General features: G+C 66.0%; 27 protein-coding genes. 8 read left to right on the top strand and 19 right to left on the bottom strand.

The window, feature by feature from the left end; all coding sequences use genetic code 11:
- Positions 1 to 62: 62 nt before the first annotated feature.
- Positions 63 to 809 (top strand): cation efflux transmembrane domain-containing protein, encoded by a 747-nt coding sequence (locus RM531_RS07765; RefSeq protein ID WP_311658469.1) that lies wholly within the window; start codon positions 63 to 65, stop codon positions 807 to 809.
- A gap of 495 nt (positions 810 to 1,304) precedes the next feature.
- On the opposite strand, the gene RM531_RS07760 is transcribed toward RM531_RS07765, so the two are convergent.
- The 8 genes from RM531_RS07760 to RM531_RS07725 all read right to left on the bottom strand — a co-directional run bounded on the left by RM531_RS07760 (position 1,305) and on the right by RM531_RS07725 (position 8,157).
- A complete protein-coding gene (locus RM531_RS07760) occupies positions 1,305 to 2,105 on the bottom strand; it encodes an HvfC family RiPP maturation protein (RefSeq protein WP_311658467.1) in 801 nt (266 codons plus the stop codon).
- A 5-nt stretch (positions 2,106 to 2,110) separates the two neighbouring features.
- Positions 2,111 to 2,968: an HvfB family MNIO-type RiPP peptide maturase gene (locus RM531_RS07755; RefSeq protein ID WP_311658466.1), complete on the bottom strand. Its 858-nt coding sequence runs from the start codon at positions 2,966 to 2,968 to the stop codon at positions 2,111 to 2,113.
- A gap of 20 nt (positions 2,969 to 2,988) precedes the next feature.
- A complete protein-coding gene (locus tag RM531_RS07750; protein WP_311658464.1) occupies positions 2,989 to 3,249 on the bottom strand; it encodes a hypothetical protein in 261 nt (86 codons plus the stop codon).
- A 158-nt stretch (positions 3,250 to 3,407) separates the two neighbouring features.
- Positions 3,408 to 5,177, bottom strand: coding sequence for a thioredoxin domain-containing protein (locus RM531_RS07745; RefSeq protein WP_311658462.1), 1,770 nt, complete (start codon positions 5,175 to 5,177; stop codon positions 3,408 to 3,410).
- Positions 5,178 to 5,265: 88 nt separating this feature from the next.
- The gene (locus tag RM531_RS07740; RefSeq protein WP_311658461.1) at positions 5,266 to 6,552 is read right to left on the bottom strand and encodes a hypothetical protein; all 1,287 of its coding nucleotides are present in this window, start codon (positions 6,550 to 6,552) and stop codon (positions 5,266 to 5,268) included.
- 53 nt (positions 6,553 to 6,605) lie between these two features.
- A complete protein-coding gene (locus RM531_RS07735) occupies positions 6,606 to 6,995 on the bottom strand; it encodes a c-type cytochrome (RefSeq protein ID WP_311658460.1) in 390 nt (129 codons plus the stop codon).
- Complete coding sequence (locus RM531_RS07730) at positions 6,992 to 7,324, bottom strand: c-type cytochrome (RefSeq protein WP_311658459.1); 333 nt, start codon at positions 7,322 to 7,324, stop codon at positions 6,992 to 6,994. The genes RM531_RS07735 and RM531_RS07730 overlap by 4 nt, the downstream gene beginning before the upstream one ends.
- A 134-nt stretch (positions 7,325 to 7,458) precedes the next feature.
- Positions 7,459 to 8,157 carry a hypothetical protein gene (locus RM531_RS07725; RefSeq protein ID WP_311658458.1) on the bottom strand — a complete coding sequence of 233 codons (699 nt, stop codon included), beginning with the start codon at positions 8,155 to 8,157 and terminating at the stop codon, positions 7,459 to 7,461.
- A 21-nt stretch (positions 8,158 to 8,178) separates the two neighbouring features.
- Here RM531_RS07725 and RM531_RS07720 point away from each other — a divergent pair, with 21 nt between their 5' ends.
- From RM531_RS07720 to RM531_RS07700, 5 genes are all read left to right on the top strand, one after another.
- Entirely contained in the window at positions 8,179 to 8,454 is a 276-nt protein-coding gene (locus tag RM531_RS07720) for an acylphosphatase (protein ID WP_311658457.1), read from the top strand.
- Positions 8,455 to 8,726: 272 nt separating this feature from the next.
- Positions 8,727 to 10,313 carry a peptide chain release factor 3 gene (locus RM531_RS07715; protein ID WP_311658456.1) on the top strand — a complete coding sequence of 529 codons (1,587 nt, stop codon included), beginning with the start codon at positions 8,727 to 8,729 and terminating at the stop codon, positions 10,311 to 10,313.
- A gap of 122 nt (positions 10,314 to 10,435) precedes the next feature.
- Complete coding sequence (locus tag RM531_RS07710) at positions 10,436 to 11,131, top strand: lipid-binding SYLF domain-containing protein (RefSeq protein WP_311658455.1); 696 nt, start codon at positions 10,436 to 10,438, stop codon at positions 11,129 to 11,131.
- Positions 11,132 to 11,159: 28 nt separating this feature from the next.
- Positions 11,160 to 11,864 carry a monofunctional biosynthetic peptidoglycan transglycosylase gene (gene mtgA, locus RM531_RS07705; RefSeq protein ID WP_311658454.1) on the top strand — a complete coding sequence of 235 codons (705 nt, stop codon included), beginning with the start codon at positions 11,160 to 11,162 and terminating at the stop codon, positions 11,862 to 11,864.
- Between the two features lie 97 nt (positions 11,865 to 11,961).
- A complete protein-coding gene (locus tag RM531_RS07700; RefSeq protein WP_311658453.1) occupies positions 11,962 to 14,895 on the top strand; it encodes a parallel beta-helix domain-containing protein in 2,934 nt (977 codons plus the stop codon).
- A gap of 23 nt (positions 14,896 to 14,918) precedes the next feature.
- On the opposite strand, the gene RM531_RS07695 is transcribed toward RM531_RS07700, so the two are convergent.
- The gene (locus tag RM531_RS07695; protein WP_311658452.1) at positions 14,919 to 15,785 is read right to left on the bottom strand and encodes an MBL fold metallo-hydrolase; all 867 of its coding nucleotides are present in this window, start codon (positions 15,783 to 15,785) and stop codon (positions 14,919 to 14,921) included.
- 152 nt (positions 15,786 to 15,937) lie between these two features.
- On the opposite strand from RM531_RS07695, the gene RM531_RS07690 reads away from it, so the two are divergent.
- Together RM531_RS07690 and RM531_RS07685 are read left to right on the top strand one after the other, a co-directional pair.
- The gene (locus tag RM531_RS07690) at positions 15,938 to 16,954 is read left to right on the top strand and encodes a hydrolase (protein WP_311658451.1); all 1,017 of its coding nucleotides are present in this window, start codon (positions 15,938 to 15,940) and stop codon (positions 16,952 to 16,954) included.
- Positions 16,951 to 17,997 (top strand): TIGR04283 family arsenosugar biosynthesis glycosyltransferase, encoded by a 1,047-nt coding sequence (locus tag RM531_RS07685; protein WP_311658450.1) that lies wholly within the window; start codon positions 16,951 to 16,953, stop codon positions 17,995 to 17,997. Before RM531_RS07690 ends, RM531_RS07685 begins: the two co-directional genes overlap by 4 nt.
- 13 nt (positions 17,998 to 18,010) lie before the next feature.
- Here the strand turns inward: RM531_RS07685 and RM531_RS07680 are convergent, their stop codons facing one another.
- The 10 genes from RM531_RS07680 to glnK (RM531_RS07635) all read right to left on the bottom strand — a co-directional run bounded on the left by RM531_RS07680 (position 18,011) and on the right by glnK (RM531_RS07635) (position 24,768).
- On the bottom strand, positions 18,011 to 18,187 hold the full coding sequence (locus RM531_RS07680) for a PLDc N-terminal domain-containing protein (RefSeq protein WP_311658449.1): 177 nt from the start codon (positions 18,185 to 18,187) through the stop codon (positions 18,011 to 18,013).
- A 96-nt stretch (positions 18,188 to 18,283) separates the two neighbouring features.
- On the bottom strand, positions 18,284 to 18,460 hold the full coding sequence (locus RM531_RS07675) for a DUF1328 domain-containing protein (protein ID WP_311658448.1): 177 nt from the start codon (positions 18,458 to 18,460) through the stop codon (positions 18,284 to 18,286).
- Between the two features lie 85 nt (positions 18,461 to 18,545).
- On the bottom strand, positions 18,546 to 18,983 hold the full coding sequence (locus tag RM531_RS07670) for a DUF4124 domain-containing protein (protein ID WP_311658447.1): 438 nt from the start codon (positions 18,981 to 18,983) through the stop codon (positions 18,546 to 18,548).
- Positions 18,983 to 19,747 (bottom strand): SDR family oxidoreductase, encoded by a 765-nt coding sequence (locus RM531_RS07665; protein ID WP_311658446.1) that lies wholly within the window; start codon positions 19,745 to 19,747, stop codon positions 18,983 to 18,985. Before RM531_RS07665 ends, RM531_RS07670 begins: the two co-directional genes overlap by 1 nt.
- Before the next feature lie 78 nt (positions 19,748 to 19,825).
- Positions 19,826 to 20,617, bottom strand: coding sequence for an ABC transporter permease (locus tag RM531_RS07660; RefSeq protein ID WP_311658445.1), 792 nt, complete (start codon positions 20,615 to 20,617; stop codon positions 19,826 to 19,828).
- Entirely contained in the window at positions 20,608 to 21,186 is a 579-nt protein-coding gene (locus tag RM531_RS07655) for an ABC transporter ATP-binding protein (protein WP_311658444.1), read from the bottom strand. The genes RM531_RS07660 and RM531_RS07655 overlap by 10 nt, the downstream gene beginning before the upstream one ends.
- A 27-nt stretch (positions 21,187 to 21,213) precedes the next feature.
- Positions 21,214 to 21,552 (bottom strand): P-II family nitrogen regulator, encoded by a 339-nt coding sequence (glnK, locus tag RM531_RS07650; RefSeq protein ID WP_311658443.1) that lies wholly within the window; start codon positions 21,550 to 21,552, stop codon positions 21,214 to 21,216.
- A gap of 123 nt (positions 21,553 to 21,675) precedes the next feature.
- Complete coding sequence (locus tag RM531_RS07645) at positions 21,676 to 22,965, bottom strand: ammonium transporter (RefSeq protein WP_311658442.1); 1,290 nt, start codon at positions 22,963 to 22,965, stop codon at positions 21,676 to 21,678.
- Between the two features lie 168 nt (positions 22,966 to 23,133).
- The gene (locus tag RM531_RS07640) at positions 23,134 to 24,402 is read right to left on the bottom strand and encodes an ammonium transporter (RefSeq protein ID WP_311658441.1); all 1,269 of its coding nucleotides are present in this window, start codon (positions 24,400 to 24,402) and stop codon (positions 23,134 to 23,136) included.
- A gap of 27 nt (positions 24,403 to 24,429) precedes the next feature.
- Positions 24,430 to 24,768 (bottom strand): P-II family nitrogen regulator, encoded by a 339-nt coding sequence (gene glnK / locus RM531_RS07635; protein WP_311653615.1) that lies wholly within the window; start codon positions 24,766 to 24,768, stop codon positions 24,430 to 24,432.
- Between the last annotated feature and the right edge of the window lie 34 nt (positions 24,769 to 24,802).

Raw genomic sequence — 24,802 nt, 5'->3', positions numbered from 1 at the left:
AATATATCAGCGAATTCTCCGTCCCCAAGATGGATTGCCCCTCCGAGGAGGCCATGATCCGAATGGCACTGGATCGAATGACCGGCTTACGTGGCCTCGCATTCGATCTGGGCGAGCATCAGATCCAGGTGCTGCACGACGCGGGCTTGGGCGAAATTGCACCCAAACTCGAACCCTTGGGCCTGGGGGCGCGCCTGCTGCATACGCGAGATGCGGACGACGACGATCTACAAGCGATGCAACAGAGCGGCGAGGCGGATGCGCAGGAGTCCAGCACGCTGAAATTACTGTTAGCCATCAACGGCTTAATGTTCCTCGCCGAATTCGCACTCGGGTGGCTAGCTAAATCCGCCGGCCTGCTCGCCGATTCGCTGGACATGTTCGCCGATGCCTCAGTCTACGGCGTAGCCCTATATGCCGTGGGTCGGCGCATGCAACTGAAAAACCGCGCAGTGCACTTGGCCGGCTGCCTACAACTGCTAATGGCCTTGGGCGTGATCTTTGAGGTTGGCCGCCGATTTATATTCGGCAGCAATCCTGAATCCTTGTTGATGATCACGGTCGGTGCGGCCGCGCTGGCTGCCAACGTAACCTGCCTACTTCTGATTTACCGCCACCGCCACGGCGGCTCGCACATGAAGGCTAGTTGGATATTCTCGGCCAACGATGTGATCGCGAATCTTGGTCTGATGGTCGCCGCAGTGCTGGTGGCCTGGACCGGATCGCGTTATCCGGACTTATTTATCGGCACCATCATTGGTATCGTGGTGTTACATGGCGCCTGGCGGATACTGAAATTACGAAACTGATAACTATGGTCAAGAATAATCTTTACCCAGGCAATTCACGGACGCTTTTTCCTAAAGTGGATGAGTACAACGATAGCCGGCGTAGTCCTGCCGGCGGCGGTCTTCGCTGCCTGATTTGGTGGTGGCTTGCGCCGCGTGGGGCCTCAGCGTGTTTATCCTTTTATCAGCCCATCGGGTTCCGCGCTGAACTCAGTGCTTCAGCGTCTGCGTTGCGGCATAGGACGTAAGTACGGCTCCCTCACTAAACACGCCCGAAGCGGGCACGTAGCTGGTCCCTCTCAGCGTGCAATCCATGCTCTCTGTTTGCGCAAAAATTCACGGCCTTTGGGCCGAGTCTAACAAAAAGTGTGCAATACAAAACATCAATAAAATTATTTTGTTATAGTTCTTTTTCTGCTCTCGCTAAAAAATTCAACTGGATAAGCCTGTGGATAACCGGGCGGCATCCGCCGCCAGCCGCCATCGGGCCGGCCACGAGAGCAGGTTGGCCAGTCTTTAACCAGCGGCCGGGCGACAGCCCAGCAGGATGTCGCGGTGGCGCAGATCGACCAGGGTCGCCGCGCCGCCCTCGATCACCGCCTCTGGCTGTGGATGCTGCATCTCCCCGGCGATGGCGTTCAGATGCTCGCGCCCCGACCGCCCGGGATCGGACTCGATCAACTGCAGCAGGCGCGCGGTCACCGGATTGATCTTGAGGAAATGTACCCGCTCCTCGCGGGTCCGATCCCGGTAAACCACCAGGCAGGTGGGCTGGGCCGGCGGTTCGGTGGGCGGGTCAGCCGGGTCAATGGCGTGAACCGGGTACTGGTAGGCCAGGTTGTACACCAGCGGTGAGATCACCGGGGCACTTTCCAGCAGATCGCCGTTGGGATCGATCCCGGCCGTGTCCGGCTCCACATCCAGCACGTAGAGCATCATCTCCACCCACTCGTAGTGGGCCAGTTCCAGCAGGAACGGCGGATCCACCGGCCGCGGCTGGTGCTCGTTCTGCAGGAACGCCAGAAATTCCTCGGCGGCCTGGAAGAACTGCGGCTTGTGGCAGTGATGGTTGACAAAGAACTCGCGCACCATCGCGTGCCAGTCGGCATCCGCAAAACAGGCCCGCAGCACCGGAAAGGCCTTGCTGAAATAGCCTTCCAGATTGTTGTAGACCAGACGCTTGTACACCGCCATGCGTTCGGCCGCGACGTCATCCGGCGCCGGTACGGCGCTCGGATTGCGGATGTGGGCGGTAAAGTCGTACTGCAGCTGCTGGAAACGCGGCAGCGCGTCGGCTTCGTGAACTGCGCCGCTCATGCTGTTCAGGCCCCGATGGCGGCGGCGGCACGCGGCTGATGGCGCGCCTGGATGGCCTTGATATGGTCCACTTCACCAAGCAGTTCGGGCAGCGGCGGCAGGTTGAAGTCCCGCTCCAGCAGGGTCGGGAACACGCCGAACCGGGCATAGGCCTTGTCCAGCAGATCCCACACCGGGTCGATCACGTCGGCCCCGTGGGTGTCCACACACAGTCCCGGCCCCTCTTCGTGGTGGCCGGCGATGTGGCAGTAGGCGATCCGGTGTCCCGGAATGGCATCCAGGAACTCAACCGGGTCATAGCCGAAATTCACGCTGTTGACGTAGATGTTGTTGACGTCCAGCAGCAGTTCGCAGTCGGCGCGTTCCAGCACCGCACACACGAAATCGATTTCGCTCATCTGCGCCCCCGGAGTGGCGTAGCAGGACACGTTCTCCACCGCGATGCGCCGTCCCAGAATATCCTGGGCACGGGCGATGCGGGTGGACACGTAGTCCACTGCCTCCTCGGTGAACGGAATCGGCAACAGGTCGTAGAGCGTGCCGTCGTCGCCACAGTAGGACAGATGCTCGGAGTAGTAGCGCACGCCGTGGGTGTCGAGAAAATCCCGCACCTGATGCAGGAAGGTTTCGTCCAGCGGCGCCGGACCGCCCAGCGACAGGGACAGCCCGTGCGAGACGAACGGATAGCGTTCGGTGAACGCACGGAACTTCTTCGCCCGCGCACCGCCGATGCCGATCCAGTTCTCCGGAGCGACTTCGAGAAAGTCCAGTTGCGCCGGCGGCTGGTCCGCGAGCGGGCCCATCAGGGCCCGCCGCAGACCCAGACCGGCGCCATGAACGACGTAGTCTTGAGTCGTGGTCATGACGTCAGTCCTTTGGGCTATCAGCCCTTGGCGCCACCGCAGCTACCTTCGCCGCAGTTGCCTTCACCGTCTTTTTCACCGCAATTGCCTTCGCCATCCTTTTCGCCGCAATTGCCTTCACCACAGTTGCCCTCGGCAAGCTGGGTGTAGCTGCTCGGCGCCTTCAGCTCTTCCACCTGGAAGGGGTTGCTGTCAGCACTGGCAATGCCGGCGAACGAGGACGCCGCGAATGCGGTGCCAAGCGCGATGGCCAACGGTTTGCTATCAGTCTTCTTCGCCATGATGAGTTACCTCCTATGGGTTGGGGCCTTGCCCCGAGTGGTTCGACACCCGACAAGGGTGCCGTTATCGACATCGTCGTCAAACCATACGACCGCCAGGCGGCCGTTTCCATTACAGCGGCACCGCATCGGTTCAAATATTTGCGGATACCACATTACTACCGCCCCAGCCGTTCGGCCAACAGCGATTCAAACCCGGCCACGCTGAACTGCGGCCGCGAACAGCGCTGATCAGCGCAGAAAAATGCAGCGGATTGTTCGAGATCGGGATAGGTCACGTCCGGGTTGGGCAACGCCCCGCGCTCACGGTTCCACCATTCCACCCGGCGGTACCAGCCCGGGACTTCCAGCGCCCGACGGAAAAGGCCCCGGGCCTCGGTATTGTCCGTGCGCGACACCACGGTGACGTGCACCGGGTCGGTCCCCAGCTCGCGGTCGGCCAGCAGAATGCCGGGGTCGCTGATGCGCCGCGCCACCACATCGGAGGCGGCGAGATAGCGCATACCGTGGTCGGCCGCCTCGCGATAGCGCGAATCGCCTGTGTAATGGCTCAGCAGATTGAAAAAGCGCACCGTGGCGATGTTCTCGTCGATATCCGGTACCGGACGCAGCGGGCCGGTGCCCTCGGCGCCGCCGGCAAAACCCCCGGCGTCGTGCCGGAACGTGGCCGCGATGAAATCAGCGGTGGCGGCCGCCCGTCGCAGCCAGGTCGGTTCCCCGGTCACTCGGTGCAGTTCCAGCATCGCGCGGGCCATGAACAGATTGTCGGCCAGATAGGGGCCGTCGTCGGCCGCGGCGTGACCGAATCCGCCGGCCTCATTGCGGCGCACGGCCAGCGCCCAGTCGGCCGCCCGACGGGCCATGGCCAGGGCCTGCTCGTCCCCGGTGGCGGCAAACATCATTGCCAGCCCCTCGATCGCCTGGCCATTGGTCGATGCATACCGGTGCCGGTCGATAGCCGGCATACCCCGGGCGCGGCGGTCGGCGTCATCCAGGGCGAAATAATCGTGCGCCTTTTCCCCCTTGATCAGGTCCGCGTCCTGGCTGACGAAGAACACCCCATCGTCCGAGGAGAGAAACCGCGCCAGATAGTCCCGGATGTCGTTCAACGCCTGTTGGTAAGCCGGGTCGGGAGATTGCTGCTGCGCCAGCGAGAAAATCCGCAGATAGCGCGCCTGGGTGCGCATCAGCTTTTCGTAGTGGGGGTTGTCCCAGTTGCCGTGGACCGAATACTGATAGGCCCCGCCCCAGACCGGATCGATCAGCTTGATCGCCCCGGCGAGAGTCTGCGAGACCCGCTTGGCGGCTGCCGCATCGCCCTGACGTGCCAGCCACAGGTCGTAGGCCACGCTGTCGGCGTCGAGAAACTTCTTCTTGAGATCGAGACCGCCGTGCCCGGGGTCGTAGGCATCAAGGTGACGGGTTGTCAGCGCCTCGCGCTGGGCCGGATCGAGACCGTCGTCACCTGCGATTCGGGGCACCGCATTGGCCGGCTCGGCGTCGACGCTATCGGGATCGTCGGCAATGCGCTGCACCAGCGAACGGAACCGGTCCGGCGGCATGTAGCCCGAACGCTTGGCCAGTTCCCGGCCATCGGCGGTCAGCCAGATCTGCGCCGGCCAGCCCCAGGCCCGGTAGCGGTTGGCGAGATCGGGCATGGCGTCGTGGTCGACTCGCACTGCCACCACCTGTTCGTTGAGCAGATCCGCCACCGCGGGATTGCCGAAGGTCTCGCGCTGCATCACATGGCACCAGTGGCACCACACCGCTTCCAGATACAGGTAAACCGGCTTGTTCTGCGCCCGCGCCTGCTCGAACGCAGCATCGGACCAGACCTGCCAGTCGATTGCGTCCTTCGTCTGCGGTGCTGCCCAGGCCGTCGCGCCCAGCAGCATCATCGCCCCGCCTATTGCCCGCCCGATCGCCATTCCGGCTCCGTGGCATGTGGTTGGTTGATCTACGCGGAATCCGCGGTAGCGGATGCGGCAACCGCAGAGGCGGGTCGGGCGGGCGTTGTCAGTGACCGAAGCCGAAACGCAGGCCGGCGCCGAACACGGTCTGCTCCACCTTGGTGGTGGTACCGCCACCTTCGATTTCGGCATCGGTGTAGCGGCTGTGCAGTAGCAGCGCCACGGCCGGGGACAGGCGATAAAGCAGGTCGAGCGACCAGGACTGGCCGTCGAAATCGGCACCGTTGCCGTCAGTTGCAAACGCCTTCACCGCCGGGGCGATCTCGAAACCGGCCACGCGGTAGCGGGCGCCCAGCGTGGCGCCGGGGCCGTCGAAGACGCCGCCCAGGGTGATGCGCTCGTAGCTGGCCCGGCCGAACAGATCGAGCTCGCCGGCGCCTGCCGCGAACTGCCCGCGCAGCCCCGGTCCGACGCTATACCAGTCGCCGGCTGCATCCTCGGCCTGGCCGGTATTGTTCACGTGCAGCGTATCCACCCCGGCCTCGACGAAGGCGAACTCGCCCAGTGCGGCGGACCCGCGCACCCGCAGGCCGCGGTCGTTATCCGCCCGGGTTTCGATGCCGCCCTGGCGGGTCTCGATCTCGTCGCCGAACAGGTAGACGAACTCGACGAAATCGAACGGGTCCGCATCGGCCGCCTGCGCATCGTCGTCACCACGCGCGATCAGGCCGCGGGGATCGGTGCCGTAATTCCAGCGCACGCCCAGCAGCCAGCGGCGATACTCGATATCCGAACCGCCGGCGGTCAGTACCGCATCCTCATCCTCGATTTCGCCGGCCCGGTAGCCGGCGGTTAGCATCCACTCGGGCGTCAGCGCCAGCCGTGCCGCGACTTCGATCGAGCGATCCTCGAGGTGGGCTTCGCCGGTGCCGGGATTGGCGCGACCACCGACCCTGCCGGCCTCGCCGGTAACCGCCAGCTCCAGGCGATCGGCAAGCAGCCAGCGCAGGCCCGCCGCCGCGCCGTAACCGTCGAAGGTAAGCCCGGCGACACTGTCGCGCCGCAGGTTCAGACGGGCCCAGGGGGCGATCACGGTATTGCCGACCGCCCAGTCGGCCGTCAGCCCAGGACCGATGGCCAGCCGATCGTAGGCGGCGTCGGCCGCGCCGAGCTCGACGTCGGCGGCCTCGAATCCGGCCTGGAAGAAGATATTGTCGCCCAGCCCCAGCGACGCGTTGATGTCCAGACCATCCGCGTCGGCATCGGGCCCGAAATCGGGCTCCAACTCGCCGCCAACCAGGGCCTGCGTTTCCAGATAACTCCAGGCGGGACCGTCAGCCGCCACCGGGGCGGCGGCGAACAGGGCAACAAGCAATGCCGGCAGGCGAACCATGAGCGGGGACTCCACGCTGAAAACGGTCGCCCGGCGGCAGGCCGCCGCCGGACTCAGGGGTTGAGTTCGGGGATGTGCAGCGACGATTCCTGCTTCGCGTAGAACCGCGCCAGGGCCTTCAGCTGCGCATCGGTCATGCCCTGCACCTGCCCGGCCATGATCGCGTTGTTGCGGTCACCGTCACGGTAGGCCTTCAGCGCATGCATGAGATAGCTCTCGTACTGGCCGGCAATGGTGGGGTACATCGGCGTCTCCGATACTCCCGCTTTGCCGTGGCAGCTGGCGCATACCTGGGTCTTCTCCTTGACCCAGTCGGCGCCGTGCGGCGCGGACTTCTCCGCCGCCTTCTCGTCGGCGGCCAGGGCGGACATTGCCGGCGCCAGCGTCGCAGCAACAAAAAACGTCATCAAGTACTTGCGCATCACCGCTACCACCTTGTTCATTCGCCGGGCGATTCGGACAGGTAGGCGGCAATGTCCGCCATGTCCTGATCGGAGAGACTGGAAGCCTGGGCATTCATGGTCGGGTGATTCCGCTGACCATCACGATAGGCCTTGAGAGCCGACTCGATGTAGTCGGCATGCTGTCCACCCAGGCGGGGTACGGCGAACGTGGGATAAACGTTGCTGTAGTCCTCGATACCGTGGCAGCCCATGCAGGTGCTGGCCTTGATCCGCCCGGCCTCGGGATCCCCCTCCTGCGCCGCAGCCGGTCCCGCGAACCCGACGGCCGCAAGAATGCCAGCGGCGCCGATGCGCCAGATCTTCTTCATTCACCCTCTCCGATTTATGCTGCGCCCGGTCGCGACGCGGGCCTAATGCTGTTCAAAAACGGCGCCGGAGTCAATTCGCATCGGCGCGACCAGCTCGCCGGCAGACCCGGGTCGGGGACGCGGCATGACGGTGCTCAAGGGGTACGGACGTCACCCGGGTCCCGGCGAACCGGGTCGGTCACCGTGGCGACACTGGCGGAGAAATTGAACGGCCCGCTGACCGTCCCGGCCGGCAGGTCGCGATCATCGAACTGGAGCAGCGCAAGCTGGGCGCTGCCGCCATCGGCCCCGGCGCCACGATCGATCCAGACACCCACCCGGGGCTCGCCCGGCGCGGCCGCCTGCAGCGGTCCGCACAGCTGCCGCACCCGTTCCGGCAACAGCGACGCTGCGCCGCCGGCCAGGGGTTCGGTCGAAGCCCGCACATCGACCCAGGTGCGCAGGCGGCGTTCGCCCGCCGGCAGCGGCAGTCGCGTGATGCCGTGACGCAGCAGCGCGCCGGCCGCCTTGCGGCCATAGCCAACCAGCCCGGTGCCGCGGCCATCGGTTGCCGCCAGGGCCGTGCGCGACGGCGCATCGCCACCGCGGCGCCACCAGCCGTCGAACTGCGCCTGCACCCGTAGGCTTTCGCCACGGGCATGGCGGCTGGTGGTCACCGCCACGCTGGCACGGCACAGCGGCGCCCCGCCCCAGGGATTGGGCAGGGCGAAATCCAGCTGCGTCCGGCGCGGCGCATCGGTCGGCGCCGGCGGCGCGGCCCGCACCCGGCGGGACAGGTTTCGGAATTGACCCCAGAGTGACATGGCGTTCGAATCGGTCACGATATTCGTCATGCATTATAAACGGGCATCGCCATGAGCACCCACCTCTGTCGACAGTTCCGCGTCACCGGCCGCGTTCAGGGCGTGTTCTTCCGCGCCAGCGCGCAGCAGGAAGCGCGCCGGCTGGGCCTGACGGGCCATGCCGCCAATCAGCCCGACGGGTCGGTCACGGGCCTGATCTGCGGCGACCGCGAGGCAGTGGCCGCGTTCGAAGCCTGGCTGTGGCGGGGACCGTCGGCGGCACGCGTGGCGCAGGTCGAACTGGCTGACAGCGATGTCCGGCCGCCATCGAGCTTCGATATCGGCTGACAAGCGACGCTCCGTTTCACTTGCCGAGCCCATAAAAAAGCCCGGTTTCCGGAGGGGGGCCAGAGACCGGGCAGCAGGGCAGGCTAGGAGGATTCATGGCCGCCGGCCCTGATGGCCGACGGGTTGCGATTGCCGCTGTGCAACATGATGCCGCCGGCCAGCGATTTTTCAAATGAATTGTTGATAACAACGCGATAGTTAAGGGCTATAATTGCCTGTACAGAGCCCGCCGCAGCCGTTAAGCTCGCGCGGCTTTTCCCCAGCAGGTTCCCATGTCTACTGCCGACCAGGTCGCCAAGCGCCGGACCTTCGCCATCATCTCCCATCCGGACGCCGGCAAGACCACGCTCACGGAGAAACTGCTGCTGTTCGGCGGCGCGATCCAGCTGGCCGGCACCGTCAAGGGCCGCAAGGCCGCGCGCCACGCCACCTCGGACTGGATGGCGATGGAGCAGCAGCGCGGCATTTCGGTGACCACCTCGGTGATGCAGTTCCCCTACGCCGAACGCATCATGAATCTGCTGGATACCCCGGGCCACGAGGACTTCTCCGAAGACACCTATCGCACGCTCACGGCGGTGGATTCCGCCCTGATGGTGATCGACGCCGCTCGTGGCGTGGAGCCGCGCACCATCAAGCTGATGGAGGTCACGCGGCTGCGCACCACTCCCATCTGTACCTTCATCAACAAACTGGACCGCGACGGTCGGCCGCCGCTGGAGCTGCTCGACGAGATCGAGGACATCCTCAAGATCCGCTGCGCGCCGATTACCTGGCCGATCGGCATGGGGCGGCAGTTCCGCGGCGTGTATCACCTGCTGGAAGACAAGGTTCATCTCTACCACGGCGAGGACAACGAAGCCGGCGGCAAGGAAGAGACCATCGCCGGGCTCGACGATCCGCGGCTGGCCGAGATCGCGGGCCAGGATCTCGACACCCTGCGCGAGGAAGTGGAACTGGTGCAGGCCGCCGGCCACGGCTTCGACCTGGACGAGTACCGGGCCGGGCGTCTGACGCCGGTGTTCTTCGGCTCGGCGATCAACAATTTCGGCCTGCAGTCGCTGCTGGACGCGTTCGTGGAATGGGCGCCGCCGCCCCAGCCCCGCGAGGCCCAGTCCCGCGCGGTGGAACCGGGCGAGGACAAGCTCGCCGGTTTCGTGTTCAAGATCCAGGCGAACATGGACCCGCAGCACCGCGACCGCATCGCCTTCCTGCGCCTGTGTTCCGGCCGCTACACCAAGGGCATGAAGATGCGCCACCTGCGGGCGGGCAAGGAAATCCGCGTGAACGACGCCATCACCTTCATGGCCAATCGCCGCGGTGCGGCCGAGGACGCCTGGGCCGGCGACATCATCGGCATCCACAACCACGGCACCATTGCCATCGGCGACTGCTTCTCCGAGGGCGAGGACCTGCGCTTTTCCGGCATTCCCAACTTCGCGCCCGAGCTGTTCCAGCGCGTGGTGCTGCGCGACCCGCTCAAGGCCAAGGCCCTGAACAAGGGGGTGGATCAACTCTGCGAGGAAGGCGCTACCCAGGTGTTCCGGCCACTGCACAACAACGACGTGATCCTGGGCGCGGTGGGCGTGCTGCAGTTCGACGTGGTGGCCGAGCGGTTGCGCACCGAATACGGGGTGTCGGCGACGTTCGAGGCCATCGACGTCTACACCGCCCGCTGGATCTACGCCGACGACGAGCGCGAACTCAAGCGATTCGCCGATCGCAACACCCCCGGGGTGGCCCGCGATCACGGCGGGGCCCTGGTGTATCTGGCCGCCTCACGGGTGAAGCTGGACCTGACGCAGGAACGCTGGCCGGATATCCGCTTCGAGAGCGTGCGCGAGCAGTACGCGGAATAGGGCCGGCGGGGTGTCGCCGTCCGGCGTCATGGGCAGGACCCCGCGACTGGCCTAGAATCGGGACCACGAACCAAACCCGCGGCGCGCCGTCCAAGCCGTGACACGACGCGAGAGGTCTCATCATGAACAAGTTCTGCACCGCCACCCTGGCCGGCACCCTGATGCTTTTCCATGCCGTCGCCGGCGCCGGCATCAGTGAAAATGAAGAGGTCAACGAGGCCACGGCGGTCCTGACCGATTTCGTGAATATCCCGGAAAACGCGATCCCGCCGAAACTCCTGAACCAGGCGTACGGCGTTGCGGTCATCCCCAGCGTTCTCAAGGTCGGGCTGATCATCGCGGGCCGGCGCGGCAGCGGCCTGGTTTCGATTCGCGGCGAGAACGGCAAGTGGAGCAACCCCGCCTTCATCAACCTGACCGGCGGGTCGCTGGGCTGGCAGATCGGCGCCTCCAGCACCGACGTGATCCTGATCTTCAAGTCCCGCCGCAGCATCGACCGCATCGCCCGTGGTGACTTCACCCTGGGCGGCGACGCGTCGGTGGCCGCCGGCCCGGTCGGGCGCAGCGCCAGCGCCGCCACCAACATCAGCTTCGATGCCGAAGTCTATTCCTACTCCCGTTCGCGCGGGCTTTTCGCGGGCATCTCGCTGGAAGGCGCGGCGCTGTCCATGGACCACGCGGCCAACCAGGATTTCTACGACGAGGCCGGGATCACGCCCTACGAGATCCTCGACAGCACCGACGACTCGGCCATGCCGGAGCCCGGCCGGCAGTTCGTGCGCACGCTCAGCCAGTACCTCCCGCGTCCTCAGGAGTAGGCAGCAACCCGAAGGCTGATCCGCGGTCATGGTTCGCGGGCTCTGGCGCCGCCTGCGGCGCTGGCTGCTGACCGCGCTGCTGTTAGCCCTGGCCGCCCCGGCACTGGCCGTGCTGTTGCTGCGGTGGGCCGATCCGCCGACCTCGGCCTTCATGCTGCAGAACCACTGGCAGCAGCCGGCCGGCGGACCGGGCGTCGACCAGCGCTGGGTGGACCTGGACAACATCGGCCCCACCCTGCCGCTGGCCGTGGTGGCGGCCGAGGACCAGACCTTCCCCGACCATCACGGCTTCGTCTGGGGCGCCATCGGCGACGCGCTGGAGAACAACCTCGCCGGCGGCAGCATGCGCGGCGCCAGTTCCATCACCCAGCAGGTGGCCAAGAACCTGTTCCTGACGCCGTCCCGCAGCTACCTGCGCAAGGCGGTGGAGGCCTACATCACGGTATGGATCGAGTGGCTCTGGCCCAAGCAGCGCATTCTCGAGGTGTATCTCAACATCGCCCAGTTCGGCGATCACGTGTTCGGCGCCGACGCCGCGGCCCGTCAATTCTTCAACGTTGACGCCGCCGATCTGACCGCCGGCCAGGCGGCCCTGCTGGCCGGCGTGCTGCCCGACCCGCGGGACCTGGATGCGGCCGCGCCCGGCCCCTACCTGCTGGAACGCCAGCGCTGGATCCTGAGCCAGATGCGCCAGCTCGGTCCGGGCCATATTGCCGGCGCGCTCCCGCCCTGACCCGGGCAGGCACAACCTGCAACACCGGCCGGATCGGTGGTAACTTGAACCGGGAATAACAAGACACACGGCCCAGCAGGGTCGGGCGAGGGTAGCGATGACGGGGCGGAACTGGCTGATCGCGGCGCTGGCCGCGACACTTGCAGCGTGTGGTGGCGGGGGCGGCGACAGCGGGCCCACGCTGGGGGTGCCGGACGACGGCAACGACGGGGGTGGCGGCGGCACGCCGAATCCTTCCGGTCGAGAGTTCATGATCGAGCCCGGCGCCAATGCCACGCGGGATGCGCTATCGGCCTTCATCCAGGCCGGTCCCGGCGACGTTATCCGCTTCGACTGCGGCTTCTTCGCGATGGACACCGGCCTGGTGCTGCAGAACAGCGAAAACGTCACCATCACCGGCTGCGGCCGCAACCGCACGGTGCTGTCGTTCGACAACAGCGATACGGCGGAAGGCATTCTCGCCCTCAACATCCGCGGCCTGACTATCCAGGACCTCACCGTCACCGACACCCCCGGGGACGGCGTCAAGGTGATCGGCTCGGATTTCGTTACCTACCGCAACATGCGGGCGATGTGGTCCTCCGCCAACAACCCGGTCACGGCCGCCAATTTCGAGTCGGCCGTGCAGATCGCCTGCCCGGCCCAGCCGCTGACCGCGATCAACCGGGCCGACTACCGCACCAGCCCCGACAACGGGCGTTACGCTATCTACCCGGTGCTGTCGAACAACGTGCTGATCGAGAATTCGGAAGCCATCGGCGCCTCCGATGCCGGCCTTTACGTGGGCCAGAGCAACGACGTGATCATCCGCAACTCGCGGGCGGCCTTCAACGTGGCCGGCTACGAGATCGAGAATACCGACCGCGCCGACATGCACGGCAACTTGGCCGAGTGCAATACCGGCGGCTTCCTGATCTTCGACCTGCCCGGCCTGTCCCAATACGGCGACGGCACGCGCGTGTTCGACAACATCGCCCGCAACAACAACACCGACAACTTCGCCGCCGGCGGCATCGTGCGGTCGGTGCCGCGCGGCACCGGTGCGCTGATCCTGGCCTACGACCGGGTGGAGATTTTCGACAACGAATTCCGCGACCACGACACCGCCAGCGTGATCATCGCCAGCCACGAACTCATCGGCCCGCCGGGCGACCGCCGGCTGGACATGTATGCCGAGGGTGTACACATCCACGACAACCTGATGATCAACGCCGGCGGCAACCCGCCCCTGCCCGATCAGACCGCGCTGGAGGGCAGCCAGGACAGCCTGCTGCCCACCCTGGTGCGCCTCAAGAACGGCGGCTTCGGCGCCCACATCGTCTGGGACGGCCTGTACGACGAGACCGACCAGGACGACGCCGAACACCAGGCCCGCGGTGGCAGCGGCGACTGCCCCTATCCCACCGCCGCAGACGGCAATCCGGTACCGGCCGACGCGCGCGGCGAACCGCAGTACGCCGGCGCCGATCCCAACCCGACCTGCCGCTACAACGATTACAAGTTCGACGACAGCCCGGACGGATCACGCGAACGGCCGAGCATGTTCATCTGTATCGACGAGGGCAGCAACGACCGGCAGGCCAATCCGCTGGTGCCGTTCTTCGCCAATTTCGGCGGTCTCGAGGGCCTGGAAGCGCTGGACCTGCTGGGCGACCCCACCCGCCTGGCCGACCCGGCGTTCCTGGCATCGCTTACCGGTATCGTGCCGGCGCTGATTCCGGACCGCGATGTCTCGCCGCATCAGTGCCTGACGGCCTACGGGGAAACCCTGCCATCGCTGCCGCCCGCCGAAGTGGCGAGCTTCACTCCCAGCGGCAACGCCCAGACGCCCCCGGACGAGGAGGAAGTGCGAGCCGCCTGCGAGGCCACCCCCGCCCCGGGGCAGATCAATCACGGCGCAGTGAATGTCGATTGCCCCCGACTGGAACAGTACAACCTGTTTGCCGATCCCGCGGATCCGCTGTCGGACCCCAACGGCCGCGGTACGCCGTTCGATCTCAACACCCGGCTGTTCGCCGACTACTCGCGCAAGCGCCGGGTGGTATTCATGCCCGAGGGCACGTCGGCCCGGTACCGGAGTGGTGCGGACGGCGCCAACGCCACCTATGTGTTTCCGGTGGGCACCATCATCGCCAAGACCTTCTTCTTTCCGGATGAATCCAGCGGCACCCGGCAGGTGGTGGAAACCCGGCTGCTGATCAAGCGAGCCAACGATAGCGGTCAACCACGCTGGGCCGGCCTGCCCTACATCTGGGAAACCACCCCGTCCGGCGAGCGCGTGGCCCGGCTGCGCCTGGGCGGCGGCGAGGCCGCCGTGTCCTGGCACTACACAAACACCGGATCGGGCGAACTGCACAGCGGCAGTTCCGAGCGCTACCAGATACCCCATGCCAATCAGTGCGTGACCTGCCACGGCAACGACGACCGCACCGCCGGCTCACCACCGATCGGGCCCAAGCCGCGCAATCTCAACAAGCCGTTCGATTATCCCGACGTCGGTCGGATGAACCAGATCGCCTACTGGATCGATAACGGCCTGCTCCAGGGCGCGCCGACCCCGCAGACCGACACCGCCGGCATTGCCACCAACATCCCGCGCCTGCCGGCTTTCGACGATGCCACCGACGGCGGGCTGGAGTCACGCGTGCGCGCCTATCTGGAGGTCAACTGTGCGCACTGCCACAACCCGGCGGGCATCGCCTCGAATACGGGGCTGTTCCTGGAGGCCCTGCGCGAGGTGGATGCCAGCTACGGCATCTGCAAGACGCCGACCGCCGCGGGCGGCGGGGCCGGCGGCCGCGAGTTCGACATCGTGCCGGGCGACGCTGACGGCTCGATCCTGCCGTTCCGCATGAATATTGCCGGCAACCCGGAAATCCAGATGCCGCCGATTTCCCGCAGCGTCATCCATACCCAGGGCGTGGCCGGGGTGCGCGACTGGATCGACAACGTGGTGGATGACAGCTATGACAATGCCGAATCCTGCGGCGGTGGCGGCCTGCTCGACGGGCTGCTGCGCCGGGCGCACTGAGGACAACCCGCACAGGCCGGGCCTCAGAAACGGTCGAGCGGGATCTTGAGATAAGCGGTGCCGTTGGCCTCGGCCTCGGGCAGGCGGCCACCGCGGATGTTGACCTGCAGCGAGGCCAGCATCAGCTTCGGTAGCGGCAGTTCCGCGTCGCGGGCGTCGCGCATGGCCACGTACTCGGCCTCGCCGGGGTTATCGGCGAAATGCTTGTTGTGCGCCTTCTGCTCGGCCACGGTGGATTCCCAGGCCGGCTCGCGTCCGCCCGGCATGTAGTCGTGGCCGGTGAACAGCCGGGTGGCGTCCGGCAGGGACAGAATGTCCTGAATCGAACGGTAGAGCTGCGCGGCGCTGCCGCCGGGAAAATCCGCCCGCGCCGACCCGAAATCCGGCTGGAACAGGGTGTCGTGCACGAAGGCGGCATCGCCGATCACGTAGGTGATCGAGGCCAGGGTGTGCCCGGGCGAGAACATCACCCGGGCCGACAGTTCACCGATACTGAACTGATCGCCGTGGGCGAACAGGCGGTCCCACTGTGAGCCGTCGGCGGGGAAATCGGGCAGGTGGTAGATGTCCCGCCACAGCTTCTGCACCTCGACCACCTTTTCGCCGATCGCCCTGGGCGCGTTGAACACGTCCGCCAGATACGGCGCGGCGGAGAAGTGATCCGCATGCGGGTGCGTATCCAGCACCCAGGTGACGGTCAGCCCGGCGTCTCGCACGTAGCGCACGATTTCGTCGGCGCTGTCGGTGCCGGTGGCACCGCTGTTGAGATCGAAATCCATCACCGGATCAATGACTGCGGCTTCTCGGGTGGCCGGGTCGCTGACCACGTACTGAACGCTGAAGGTGGGCTGATGGAAAAAAGCCTGCACATGGGCTCGGGGCTGGGTCATGGGTCACGCCTCCGGGTGCGCGCTGGTTGAGGTTCACCGGTAAACTTGGGTACGAAACATGCCATGTCAACCATACCCCGTAGTGTATTTTTCGGCTTTCGGTGATTCCTCCTGAAAACCCGTCGGCCGCGGTCGCACCACGCCTCAGCGCCATGATTGTTACCAGCCAATTCCGACCCGCATTCTGGTTGCGAGGCCCCCACCGGCAGACGCTGTTCGCCGCCCGCGGTCGCCCAACTCCGGCGCTGACCATCGATCACGAGTTCTGGCACCTGCCGGACGGCGATGTCATCGACCTGGCCTGGCTGCCCGACCGGGCCCAACCTCCGGATACCCCACTGGTCGTGGTCCTGCACGGGCTGACCGGCTCGATTGATTCCAGCTATGCCCGCGGCCTGCTCCGGCAGGTGCACGCTCGTGGCTGGCGCGGCCTGCTGATGCATTTCCGCGGCGCCGGGCCGCGACCCAACCGTCTGCCGCAGGGCTACCATTCGGGGGATACCGCGGACATCGGCCGGCTGCTGGTCCGGCTGCGGGAACGTTACCCGTCGGCCCCGCTATTCGCGGCCGGCTACTCCCTGGGCGGTAACGTGCTGCTGAAATATCTGGGTGAACGGGGTAACGCCGCGCCGCTGAATGCGGCGGTGGCCGTATCCGTGCCATTCGATCTGGACCGCTGCGCCACCGCCATCAACCGCGGGCTCTCGCGTGCCTACCAGGCCCATCTGCTCACCCACATGCGGACGGAAATCCGCCGCAAGGCCGACGTCGTGGCCAGTGCGTTGACGCTGCCGGACCTGGATACGCTGCGAGACTTTCGCGCCTTCGACGATGCCGTGACCGCGCCACTCAACGGCTTTGCCGATGCCGCGGACTACTACGCCCGCTGCAGCAGCCGGCCCTTTCTTCGGCACATCCGGGTGCCCACCCTGATCCTGCATGCCGCCGACGACCCCTTCATGCATCCGGACGTGGTGCCGCGGGCTGATGAACTGGCGCCCTGCGTGCGACTCGAACTGTCGGCGCACGGCGGGCACGTGGGGTTCGTGGCCGGGGACCGTTTCGGTCGTCCGCGCTACTGGCTGGAAGAGCGGATTCCGCGGTATTTCGACACGGCAGGGGCCGGCGACCGCATGCGGGCGACCAGCCACGCGAGCGCCCCGGCGTGAAGCGCCTGTCCGTGATCATCCCGGTCCTCGACGAGGCCGAACAACTGCCGGTCCTGTTCGACGCGCTGGCGGCGCAGCGAGGGGTGGATCTGGAAATCATCGTGGCCGACGGGGGGTCGCATGATGCCAGTCGGCTGATTGCCGCGCGATTTGGCGCGGAAGTGATCGCAGCCGAAACCGGACGGGCCCGACAGATGAACGCCGGGGCCGCGCGGGCGCATCACGACTGGTTGCTTTTCCTGCATGCGGACAGCCATCCAACGGGGGCCGATCAGTTGGCCGAGGCCTTGGTCATCCTCGAGGGCGAGCCGCCTCGCACCGCCGGTCATTTCGCCCTGCGCTTCCAGCGCCAGACGCGTGGACACGGTTTTCTGTACCGATACATGGAAGCCAAGAGCGCGAGCAACCGCCGCTACACCATCAACGGCGACCAGGGCCTGTTGATCCGCCGCGACTGGTTCCGGGAGCTGGACGGGTTCGATCCCGCGCTACCCTTTCTCGAGGATCAGCGCATGGCGGCCGCCATCCACGCGCAGGGACGCTGGCTGCGGCTACCGGGCCGGCTGACCACCTCGGCACGTCGGTTCGAGCGCGAAGGACCACGCCAGCGCTACCTGCTGATGGCCATGATCATGGTGGCGCACGTTACGGGGCTGACGGGCTTTTTTTCAGAAGCATCGGCGGTCTATCGACGACAGGGGGATACCGAGCGGTTGCTGATCACACCCTATTTCCGATTGCTGCGAGACCAGGTAGGACAACTCGATGCCGATAGCCGGAAGGCGTTCCGACAACGGCTGGGACGGTTCGCGGCGGATCAGGCCTGGCAGGTTTTCTTCGCCCTGGATGTCCTGGCGGAACCGTTGCTCCGCGGCCGGCGGCCCGCCACCACACTGCATGACCGGCTGCTCTCACCGCTGCTGGCACACCCGATTGCCGCGGTCCTGGCCGCAAGGCTGGTCATCATGACCAGTCTGACCGTGATTGCCCCCTGGTATCGGTGGCGCGAGCGGCGGGCCCTGCACGCGGCGGGACCCGCCTAGCACCGGGGCGGCGTCAGCCCCGCGGGCCGAACAGCAGCCAGGCGATCAGCCCGACAACCGGCAGCACGATGATGGCCACCACCCAGACAATCTTGATCACGGGTTCGGCCCCGCTCTTCACCACTTGCAGAATCGCCCAGATGTCGGCGATGAGAATGACCAGGCCCAGCAGGCCACCAATTGCTTCCATGTTCAGACTCCGATAGCCGGCGCGCCGCGCGGGGCGAACCGATCAGGATGAGGGGATAAATGCGTCAGAACGGCCGGCGCGGCCGTCAGGCAGGTTCTAGAGCGGTGGCTTTCGGCCACGCACCAGGTGGACGATCACGCTCACCACGAAGAGCACGAGAAACACGACGAATAGGATTTTCGCGATGTCGGTGGCGGCCGCTGCAATGCCGCCGAATCCGAATACGGCCGCCACGATGGCAACAACAAAGAATGTAATGGCCCAACCGAGCATAGTTGCTCACTCCTGTTAGCAGGTCGGCCCTCCCCTCATCCTCGATTCTACGCACCCGCCGTCACCCGGGGGAAGCCCGGTGCGATCAGTCCGATTCAGGGCAGAGCTCGGCCACCTGCTCCTCGGCCCGGACGATGACATCCACGCGCTCGTCGGCGTCGAGTTCGCGGGTTTCGCCCTCCGGCCCGGTCGTGGTCAGACGAGCCGCATCGCGATAGGCCTGCAGGCGGGTACGGGCCTTCTCGCATTCCTGCTGACGGACTTCGGCCGCCCGTTCGGCCCGGTCGTCGGCCTCATCCGTCCGGCCGGCCTCATTGCCGGATGTGTCGCGGTTCGCGGTGCGCGCGGGCCCGGCAGGGGTCGACTGGAGCTTTTCGGCGGTCCGGCCCGCCGCCGGCCGGTCTCCATAATGAACCCGGCCCTGATCGTCCACCCAGCGGTAGATCTCGGCGAACGCCAGGCCGGCGAACAGTGCCAGGCCCGCGCCGGCGAGCCTTACGAGAGTGCGCGGCCGCTGCCTCATCAGTAACCTGTGATCAGCCGCATGCTCAGACGCTTCATCGCGAACGGCAGCCACTGACCCGACACGAACAGCAGCTTGTAGAGCAATCCCACGGGCAGATGCAGGCGCCGGCGGCCGGTGGCGGCGCGCCAGGCGACCTTGGCGACACTATCCGGCGTCAGGCTGATACCCAGACGCTGCATGCTGGTGGTTTCACCGACATCATCGAGCATGGGGCTGCGAACGAACGAGGGCCAGATGGCGCATACGTGGATATCGGCCGCGGCCCATTCCAGGTTGAGCGCCTCGGTCAGACCGCGCACGGCAAACTTGCTGGCCGAGTAGCTGGCGAACTCCGGCACACCGAAATCGGCCGACGCCGAGGCCAGATTGATCAACCGCGCGCCCGGGGTTTTGGCCAGATAGGGATGGGCGGCATGCGCCACGCGCATCACCCCGGTGACGTTGACGTCGATAATCGCGGCATGGCGATCGGCCTCGATCTCGGCGAACTGGCCGATGGAGAGGATGCCGGCATTGTTGAGCACGGCGTCGAGCCGGCCGGCGGATTCCGCGAACGACGCCACACCGGCCCGGACCGATTGATCGTCGGTGACGTCCATGACGCCGGTGGTGATGTTGTCGTGTTCGTCGGCCAGCGCCTCGATGCCGCTATTCGGCAGGTCGAACGCGCCCACCCGCCAGCCACCGGCGGCAAAACGCAATGCGGTGGCGCGGCCAATGCCCGAGGCCGCGCCGGTGATCAGAATGCTCCTGTCTGCCATCTTCCGGCTCCCAAGTCCGTGATGTCGTAGGCCTACCCGCAGTTTAGCCGTTCCGGCCGTATCCGCCGAAGGACGGGCTCACCGCAATCGATCCAGGCGCAGGCGGGCGCGGTCGTCGAACAGGCGGCGAACGCCCAGCCACACTGCCGCGAGCGTACCGAAACCGGTGCCGGCGGCAATCAGGAACATGATCAGAATCTGGTATTTCACCGCCTCCCAGGGGGGTGCGCCGGCCAGAATCTGGCCGGTCATCATGCCCGGCAGGCTGACGATACCCGCCGCCGCCATGGCGTTGAGCGTGGGGATCATGCCGGCCCGGACCGCGTCCCGGCGGAGGCCCTCGATGGCGTCGGCCGCGCTGTAGCCCAGCGCCAGACGGGCCTCGATGGCCGCACGCTGGTGACCAACCCCGCTGGTGAGACGATCCATGCCCAGGGCCACCCCGGTCATGGTGTTGCCAAGCAGCATCCCCAGCAGCGGAATCGCGTACTGCGGGGCATGCCAGGGTTCGGGCTGGATCACGATGGTCAGTGCCAGCACCGCGGTCACGAACGACGACAGGAACATCGCCAGCGTCCCCCCGGCGAAGCTCCAGCCACCAGCAAGGCGCCGGACCTGGCGGGCCGAGGCTTCACGGCCGGCCAGCAACAGCATCGCCAGGGCAATCCCGCCGACCCAGACAACGCTGCCGCGGGCAAACACGGTTTCCAGCACCAGACCGACCAGCGCCAGCTGCACCACGGTGCGCGCTGCCGCCACCAGCAGCGGCCGCGCCAGTTCCAGGCGCATCGGCCAGGCGGTTGCGGCCAGGGCCAGCACCAGCACGCCGGCGAGGGCCAGATCCCGCGGCGTCAGGGCGATCAGCTGCACGAGAATCGACCCGTGCTGTCCAGCCGGGCGATCCGGTCGGCCACCCGGCCCAGCCGGTCGCCGTCGTGATCCACCCAGATGACCGCCATGCCGTCCTGCCGGCAGGCCGCCAAACGCGCGATGACCACCTCGATCAGATCGGCGTCCAGATGGCTGACCGGCTCGTCCAGCAGCAGCACCAGCGGGCCGGCTGCCAGATGTCTGAGCAGTGCCAGACGCTGACGCTCCCCGGCCGACAGCCGTTCCACCGACCAGTCGCGAACCGCCGGAGCAAACCCGAACTCGTCGAGGTCGGCATCACCAACCATTTCGATGTGGGCCCCGACGCGGGCATCCCACCAGCCGGGTTCCGCGGCCACGAAACTCACGCTGCGTCGCCAGGCCGGTCCCGGCATGGCACTCGCCGACCGGCCGTCCAGCCGGCATTCGCCCTCATGCGGCTCGAGATCGGCAACAGCCCTAAGCAGTCGGGTCTTGCCGGCACCCGAGGGCCCGGTCAGGCCGAGGCAGGCGCCGGCCGCGATGTCGAAGTCGGCGGGGCCGATGCCGCCGACCGACAGGCCGGTCACGGCGAGTCTCGGCCCCGCCACGGACGATTACAGCGCTTCGGTGTCGGTTTCGCCGGTCCGGATACGAATCACCTGCTCCAGCGGTGAGACGAAGATCTTCCCGTCGCCGATCTGACCGGTCTTGGCGGCTTCAATAATGGCCTCGACCACTCGATCCACCTGGTCGTCGGCGATCGCCACCTCCAGCTTGACCTTGGGCAGAAAATCCACCGCGTACTCGGCGCCGCGGTAGAGCTCGGTATGCCCCTTCTGGCGCCCGAAACCCTTGACCTCGGTCATCGTGGTGCCATGCACGCCAACCTCGGCCAGCGCCTCGCGCACGTCATCAAGCCGGAACGGCTTGATCACTGCCGTGACCATTTTCATCGTGTCGTCTCCCCTGAGTTGGTGAAATGCAGTGTACTACCGGCCGCACCCCGCGGTGAAAGCCGCGGGGTGCGGCATTTGCATCCGGCAACGGTGCCGGGCGACGCCCGCCACCGTCACGCATTACAGGTCGTAGCCGCGCTCTTCGTGCTCGGCGATATCCAGACCCATGGTTTCCTGCTCTTCGGTCACGCGCAGGCCGGTGGTCACCTCGAGCAGCTTGAGAATCCCGAATGTCAGCACCGCGGTGTACACCAGCGTGGCGATCACGCCGACGAACTGCACCCAGAGCTGGCCACCCATCGAGTCGATGCCGTCGGCAAACCCCTGACCGGAAAACACACCCAGCTGAGTGGAGGCGAACACCCCGACCAGCATGGTGCCGAGTATGCCGCCGACGCCGTGAACCGGGAACACGTCCAGACTGTCATCGACCTTGAGCACCCGCTCCAGGAAGTTGGTGGCGGTGAAACACACCAGACCGGCCGACAGGCCGATCACCAGCGCACCGGCCGGACCGACGAAACCGGACGCCGGCGTGATGGTGCCCAGCCCCGCCACCATGCCGGTGACAATGCCCAGCACGCTGGGTTTGCCGTAGCGCAGCCATTCCGCAATCATCCAGGCCAGCGAACCGGCGGCCGCCGAGATGTGGGTCACCAGGATCGCCATGCCGGCACTGCCATCGGCGGCCAGCGCCGAGCCGCCGTTGAAGCCGAACCAGCCCACCCACAGCATGCCCGCACCGGTCACGGTCATGGTCAGGTTGTGCGGGGGCATGGCCACTTTCTGGAAGCCGCGGCGCGGTCCCAGCACGATCGCCGCCACCAGCGCCGCCACACCGGCGGTAATATGCACCACGGTGCCGCCGGCGAAATCCAGCAGCCCCATGTCGCCGAGCCAGCCGCCGCCCCACACCCAGTGGGTGACCGGAAGGTAGACCAGGGTCAGCCACAGCACGGTGAAGCCCAGCAGGGCGGAAAAGCGGAATCGCTCGGCAAAGCCACCCACCACCAGGGCAGGAGTGATCACCGCAAAGGTAAGCTGGAACATGGCGAACACGCTTTCCGGAATGGTGCCGGACGTGCTGTCCACGCTGACCCCGCTCAGGAACACGTTGGACAGATCACCGATCCAGTTATTGCCCTCGGAAAACGCCAGGCTGTAACCGTAGGCAAACCAGATAATGGTGGCCACACAGCAGATGGTGAAACACTGCATGAGCACGGACAGCACGTTGCGCACCCGCACCAGACCGGCATAGAACAGGCTCAGGCCGGGCAGGGTCATGAACAGCACCAGGGCGGTGGCGGTCATGATCCAGGCGGTGTCGGCACCGCTGATGGTCTGCGCGAACGCACTCAGGGGGGCCAGCGCCAGCAGGGCGCCAGCCATCATCGGCATGGTCTTCATCGGGCTTCCTCTCTCTCTTTCGATATATTGGTTATCAACGGCGCACGTCGAGGTGCGCTCGTCTGCTTGTTCGGAGATGACCGTCAGGTCTCTCCTTTATAACGACAAAACGCGCCCCGGGGAAAACCCCGGGGCGCGCTGCCGTCGTCTTCAGTGACGGCGGGCGGTTCAGGCGCTACTGCGCTGACTGCCGCCTGACGTGAACTCCGGATAGGCTTCCATGCCGCATTCGGAATAATCCAGACCTTCGTCCTCTTCCTCTTCGGTGACGCGAATACCGATCACGGCCTTGAGGATGCCCCAGACGATCATGCTGGCGATGAACGTCCAGGCGAAGATCGACACGATGCCCACGATCTGGGAGACGAAATCCGCGTCTCCGTTGGTCAGGGGCACCACGAGCACGCCGAAGATACCGGCGGTACCGTGCACCGAGATCGCACCCACGGGGTCGTCGATCCGGGCCTTGTCGAGGGCAATGATCGAGAACACCACGATGATGCCGCCCACAACACCGATGATGGTGGCGATCAGCGGCGTCGGCGACAGCGGCGACGCGGTAATGGACACCAGACCAGCCAGGGCACCGTTCAGGGTCATGGACAGGTCGGCCTTGCCGAACATCGCCTTGGCGGTGAGCAGCGCGGCAACCACGCCACCCGCGGCGGCCATGTTGGTGTTCACGAACACCCGGGCCACGTTGTTGGCGGAATCAACGCTGGACACCGCCAGCTCCGAACCACCGTTGAACCCGAACCAGCCCAGCCACAGGATGAACATGCCGAGCGTGGCCAGCGGCAGATTGGCACCCGGAATGGCGCGGATCGAGCCGTCGGGCCGGTACTTGCCCTTGCGCGGGCCGAGCATCAGCACGCCTGCAAGTGCAGCCACCGCACCACACAGGTGCACGGTGCCGGAACCGGCGTAGTCGAAGTAGCTGAAGCTGCCGGTCAGGAAGCCGCCACCCCAGTTCCAGTAACCCTGGACCGGGTAGATGACGCTGGTAAGCACCACCGCGAAGGCAAGGAACGCGAACAGCTTCATGCGCTCGGCCACCGCACCCGAGACGATGGACATGGCCGTGGCCACGAACACTACCTGGAACATGAAGTCCGACAGGCTCGAGTAGTAGGGGGCGTCATCACCGCCAGCGGTCACGGCTTCCGCCGAGTTGTCCGCCGCGCTCAGGATGAAATCCAGGCCCGGGATGAAGCTGCTGATGGTGGTGGCCGGATACATCAGGTTGTACCCGACGATCAGGAACATGATGCAGGACACCGCGTAGAGCCCGACATTCTTGGTCAGGATCTCGGTGGTGTTCTTGGCGCGGACCAGACCCGCTTCCAGCATGGTGAAACCGGCCGCCATCCACATCACGAAGGCGCCCAGTACCAGGAAGTAGAAGGTATCCAGTGCGTATCTGACTTCGATATCCACTTGTTGTCTCCCTCGAAACGGATTTGGTTAAAGTGCTTCGCCGCCGGTCTCACCGGTGCGAATGCGGACGGCCTGCTCGAGGTCGGACACGAAGATCTTGCCGTCGCCGATCTTGCCGGTATGGGCGGCCTTGGAAATGGCTTCCAGGGCGGCGTCCAGGCCGGAATCGTCGATGGCGACCTCGATCTTGACCTTGGGCAGGAAATCCACCACATACTCGGCACCGCGGTAGAGTTCCGTGTGGCCCTTCTGGCGACCAAAGCCCTTGACCTCGGTCACAGTGATGCCCTGCACGCCGACTTCGGATAGCGCTTCGCGTACCTCGTCGAGCTTGAAGGGCTTGATCACAGCTGCAATAAGTTTCATCTGATTAGACTCCTGTAACGCTGATTGCGGCGGC

Origin of the sequence: Spectribacter acetivorans (assembly GCF_031846305.1) — a bacterium.
GTDB lineage: Bacteria > Pseudomonadota > Gammaproteobacteria > Nevskiales > Salinisphaeraceae > Spectribacter > Spectribacter acetivorans.
Note: the sequence above shows the minus strand (reverse complement) of the source record. Positions and strands in the feature narration are given on the sequence as shown.

Excerpts from the sequence above, each read along its gene's own strand:
- RM531_RS07670 (WP_311658447.1), bottom strand. The coding sequence starts at position 18,983 with ATGAGGCAGCGGCCGCGCACTCTCGTAAGGCTCGCCGGCGCGGGCCTG.
- RM531_RS07735 (WP_311658460.1), bottom strand. The coding sequence starts at position 6,995 with ATGAACAAGGTGGTAGCGGTGATGCGCAAGTACTTGATGACGTTTTTT.
- RM531_RS07675 (WP_311658448.1), bottom strand. The coding sequence starts at position 18,460 with ATGCTCGGTTGGGCCATTACATTCTTTGTTGTTGCCATCGTGGCGGCC.
- RM531_RS07755 (WP_311658466.1), bottom strand. The coding sequence starts at position 2,968 with ATGACCACGACTCAAGACTACGTCGTTCATGGCGCCGGTCTGGGTCTG.
- RM531_RS07700 (WP_311658453.1), top strand. The coding sequence starts at position 11,962 with ATGACGGGGCGGAACTGGCTGATCGCGGCGCTGGCCGCGACACTTGCA.
- RM531_RS07715 (WP_311658456.1), top strand. The coding sequence starts at position 8,727 with ATGTCTACTGCCGACCAGGTCGCCAAGCGCCGGACCTTCGCCATCATC.
- RM531_RS07765 (WP_311658469.1), top strand. The coding sequence starts at position 63 with ATGGCACTGGATCGAATGACCGGCTTACGTGGCCTCGCATTCGATCTG.
- RM531_RS07740 (WP_311658461.1), bottom strand. The coding sequence starts at position 6,552 with ATGGTTCGCCTGCCGGCATTGCTTGTTGCCCTGTTCGCCGCCGCCCCG.
- RM531_RS07745 (WP_311658462.1), bottom strand. The coding sequence starts at position 5,177 with ATGGCGATCGGGCGGGCAATAGGCGGGGCGATGATGCTGCTGGGCGCG.
- mtgA (WP_311658454.1), top strand. The coding sequence starts at position 11,160 with ATGGTTCGCGGGCTCTGGCGCCGCCTGCGGCGCTGGCTGCTGACCGCG.
- RM531_RS07725 (WP_311658458.1), bottom strand. The coding sequence starts at position 8,157 with ATGACGAATATCGTGACCGATTCGAACGCCATGTCACTCTGGGGTCAA.
- RM531_RS07665 (WP_311658446.1), bottom strand. The coding sequence starts at position 19,747 with ATGGCAGACAGGAGCATTCTGATCACCGGCGCGGCCTCGGGCATTGGC.
- RM531_RS07645 (WP_311658442.1), bottom strand. The coding sequence starts at position 22,965 with ATGAAGACCATGCCGATGATGGCTGGCGCCCTGCTGGCGCTGGCCCCC.
- RM531_RS07695 (WP_311658452.1), bottom strand. The coding sequence starts at position 15,785 with ATGACCCAGCCCCGAGCCCATGTGCAGGCTTTTTTCCATCAGCCCACC.
- glnK (WP_311658443.1), bottom strand. The coding sequence starts at position 21,552 with ATGAAAATGGTCACGGCAGTGATCAAGCCGTTCCGGCTTGATGACGTG.
- RM531_RS07760 (WP_311658467.1), bottom strand. The coding sequence starts at position 2,105 with ATGAGCGGCGCAGTTCACGAAGCCGACGCGCTGCCGCGTTTCCAGCAG.
- RM531_RS07710 (WP_311658455.1), top strand. The coding sequence starts at position 10,436 with ATGAACAAGTTCTGCACCGCCACCCTGGCCGGCACCCTGATGCTTTTC.
- RM531_RS07730 (WP_311658459.1), bottom strand. The coding sequence starts at position 7,324 with ATGAAGAAGATCTGGCGCATCGGCGCCGCTGGCATTCTTGCGGCCGTC.
- RM531_RS07750 (WP_311658464.1), bottom strand. The coding sequence starts at position 3,249 with ATGGCGAAGAAGACTGATAGCAAACCGTTGGCCATCGCGCTTGGCACC.
- RM531_RS07720 (WP_311658457.1), top strand. The coding sequence starts at position 8,179 with ATGAGCACCCACCTCTGTCGACAGTTCCGCGTCACCGGCCGCGTTCAG.
- glnK (WP_311653615.1), bottom strand. The coding sequence starts at position 24,768 with ATGAAACTTATTGCAGCTGTGATCAAGCCCTTCAAGCTCGACGAGGTA.
- RM531_RS07690 (WP_311658451.1), top strand. The coding sequence starts at position 15,938 with ATGATTGTTACCAGCCAATTCCGACCCGCATTCTGGTTGCGAGGCCCC.
- RM531_RS07680 (WP_311658449.1), bottom strand. The coding sequence starts at position 18,187 with ATGGAAGCAATTGGTGGCCTGCTGGGCCTGGTCATTCTCATCGCCGAC.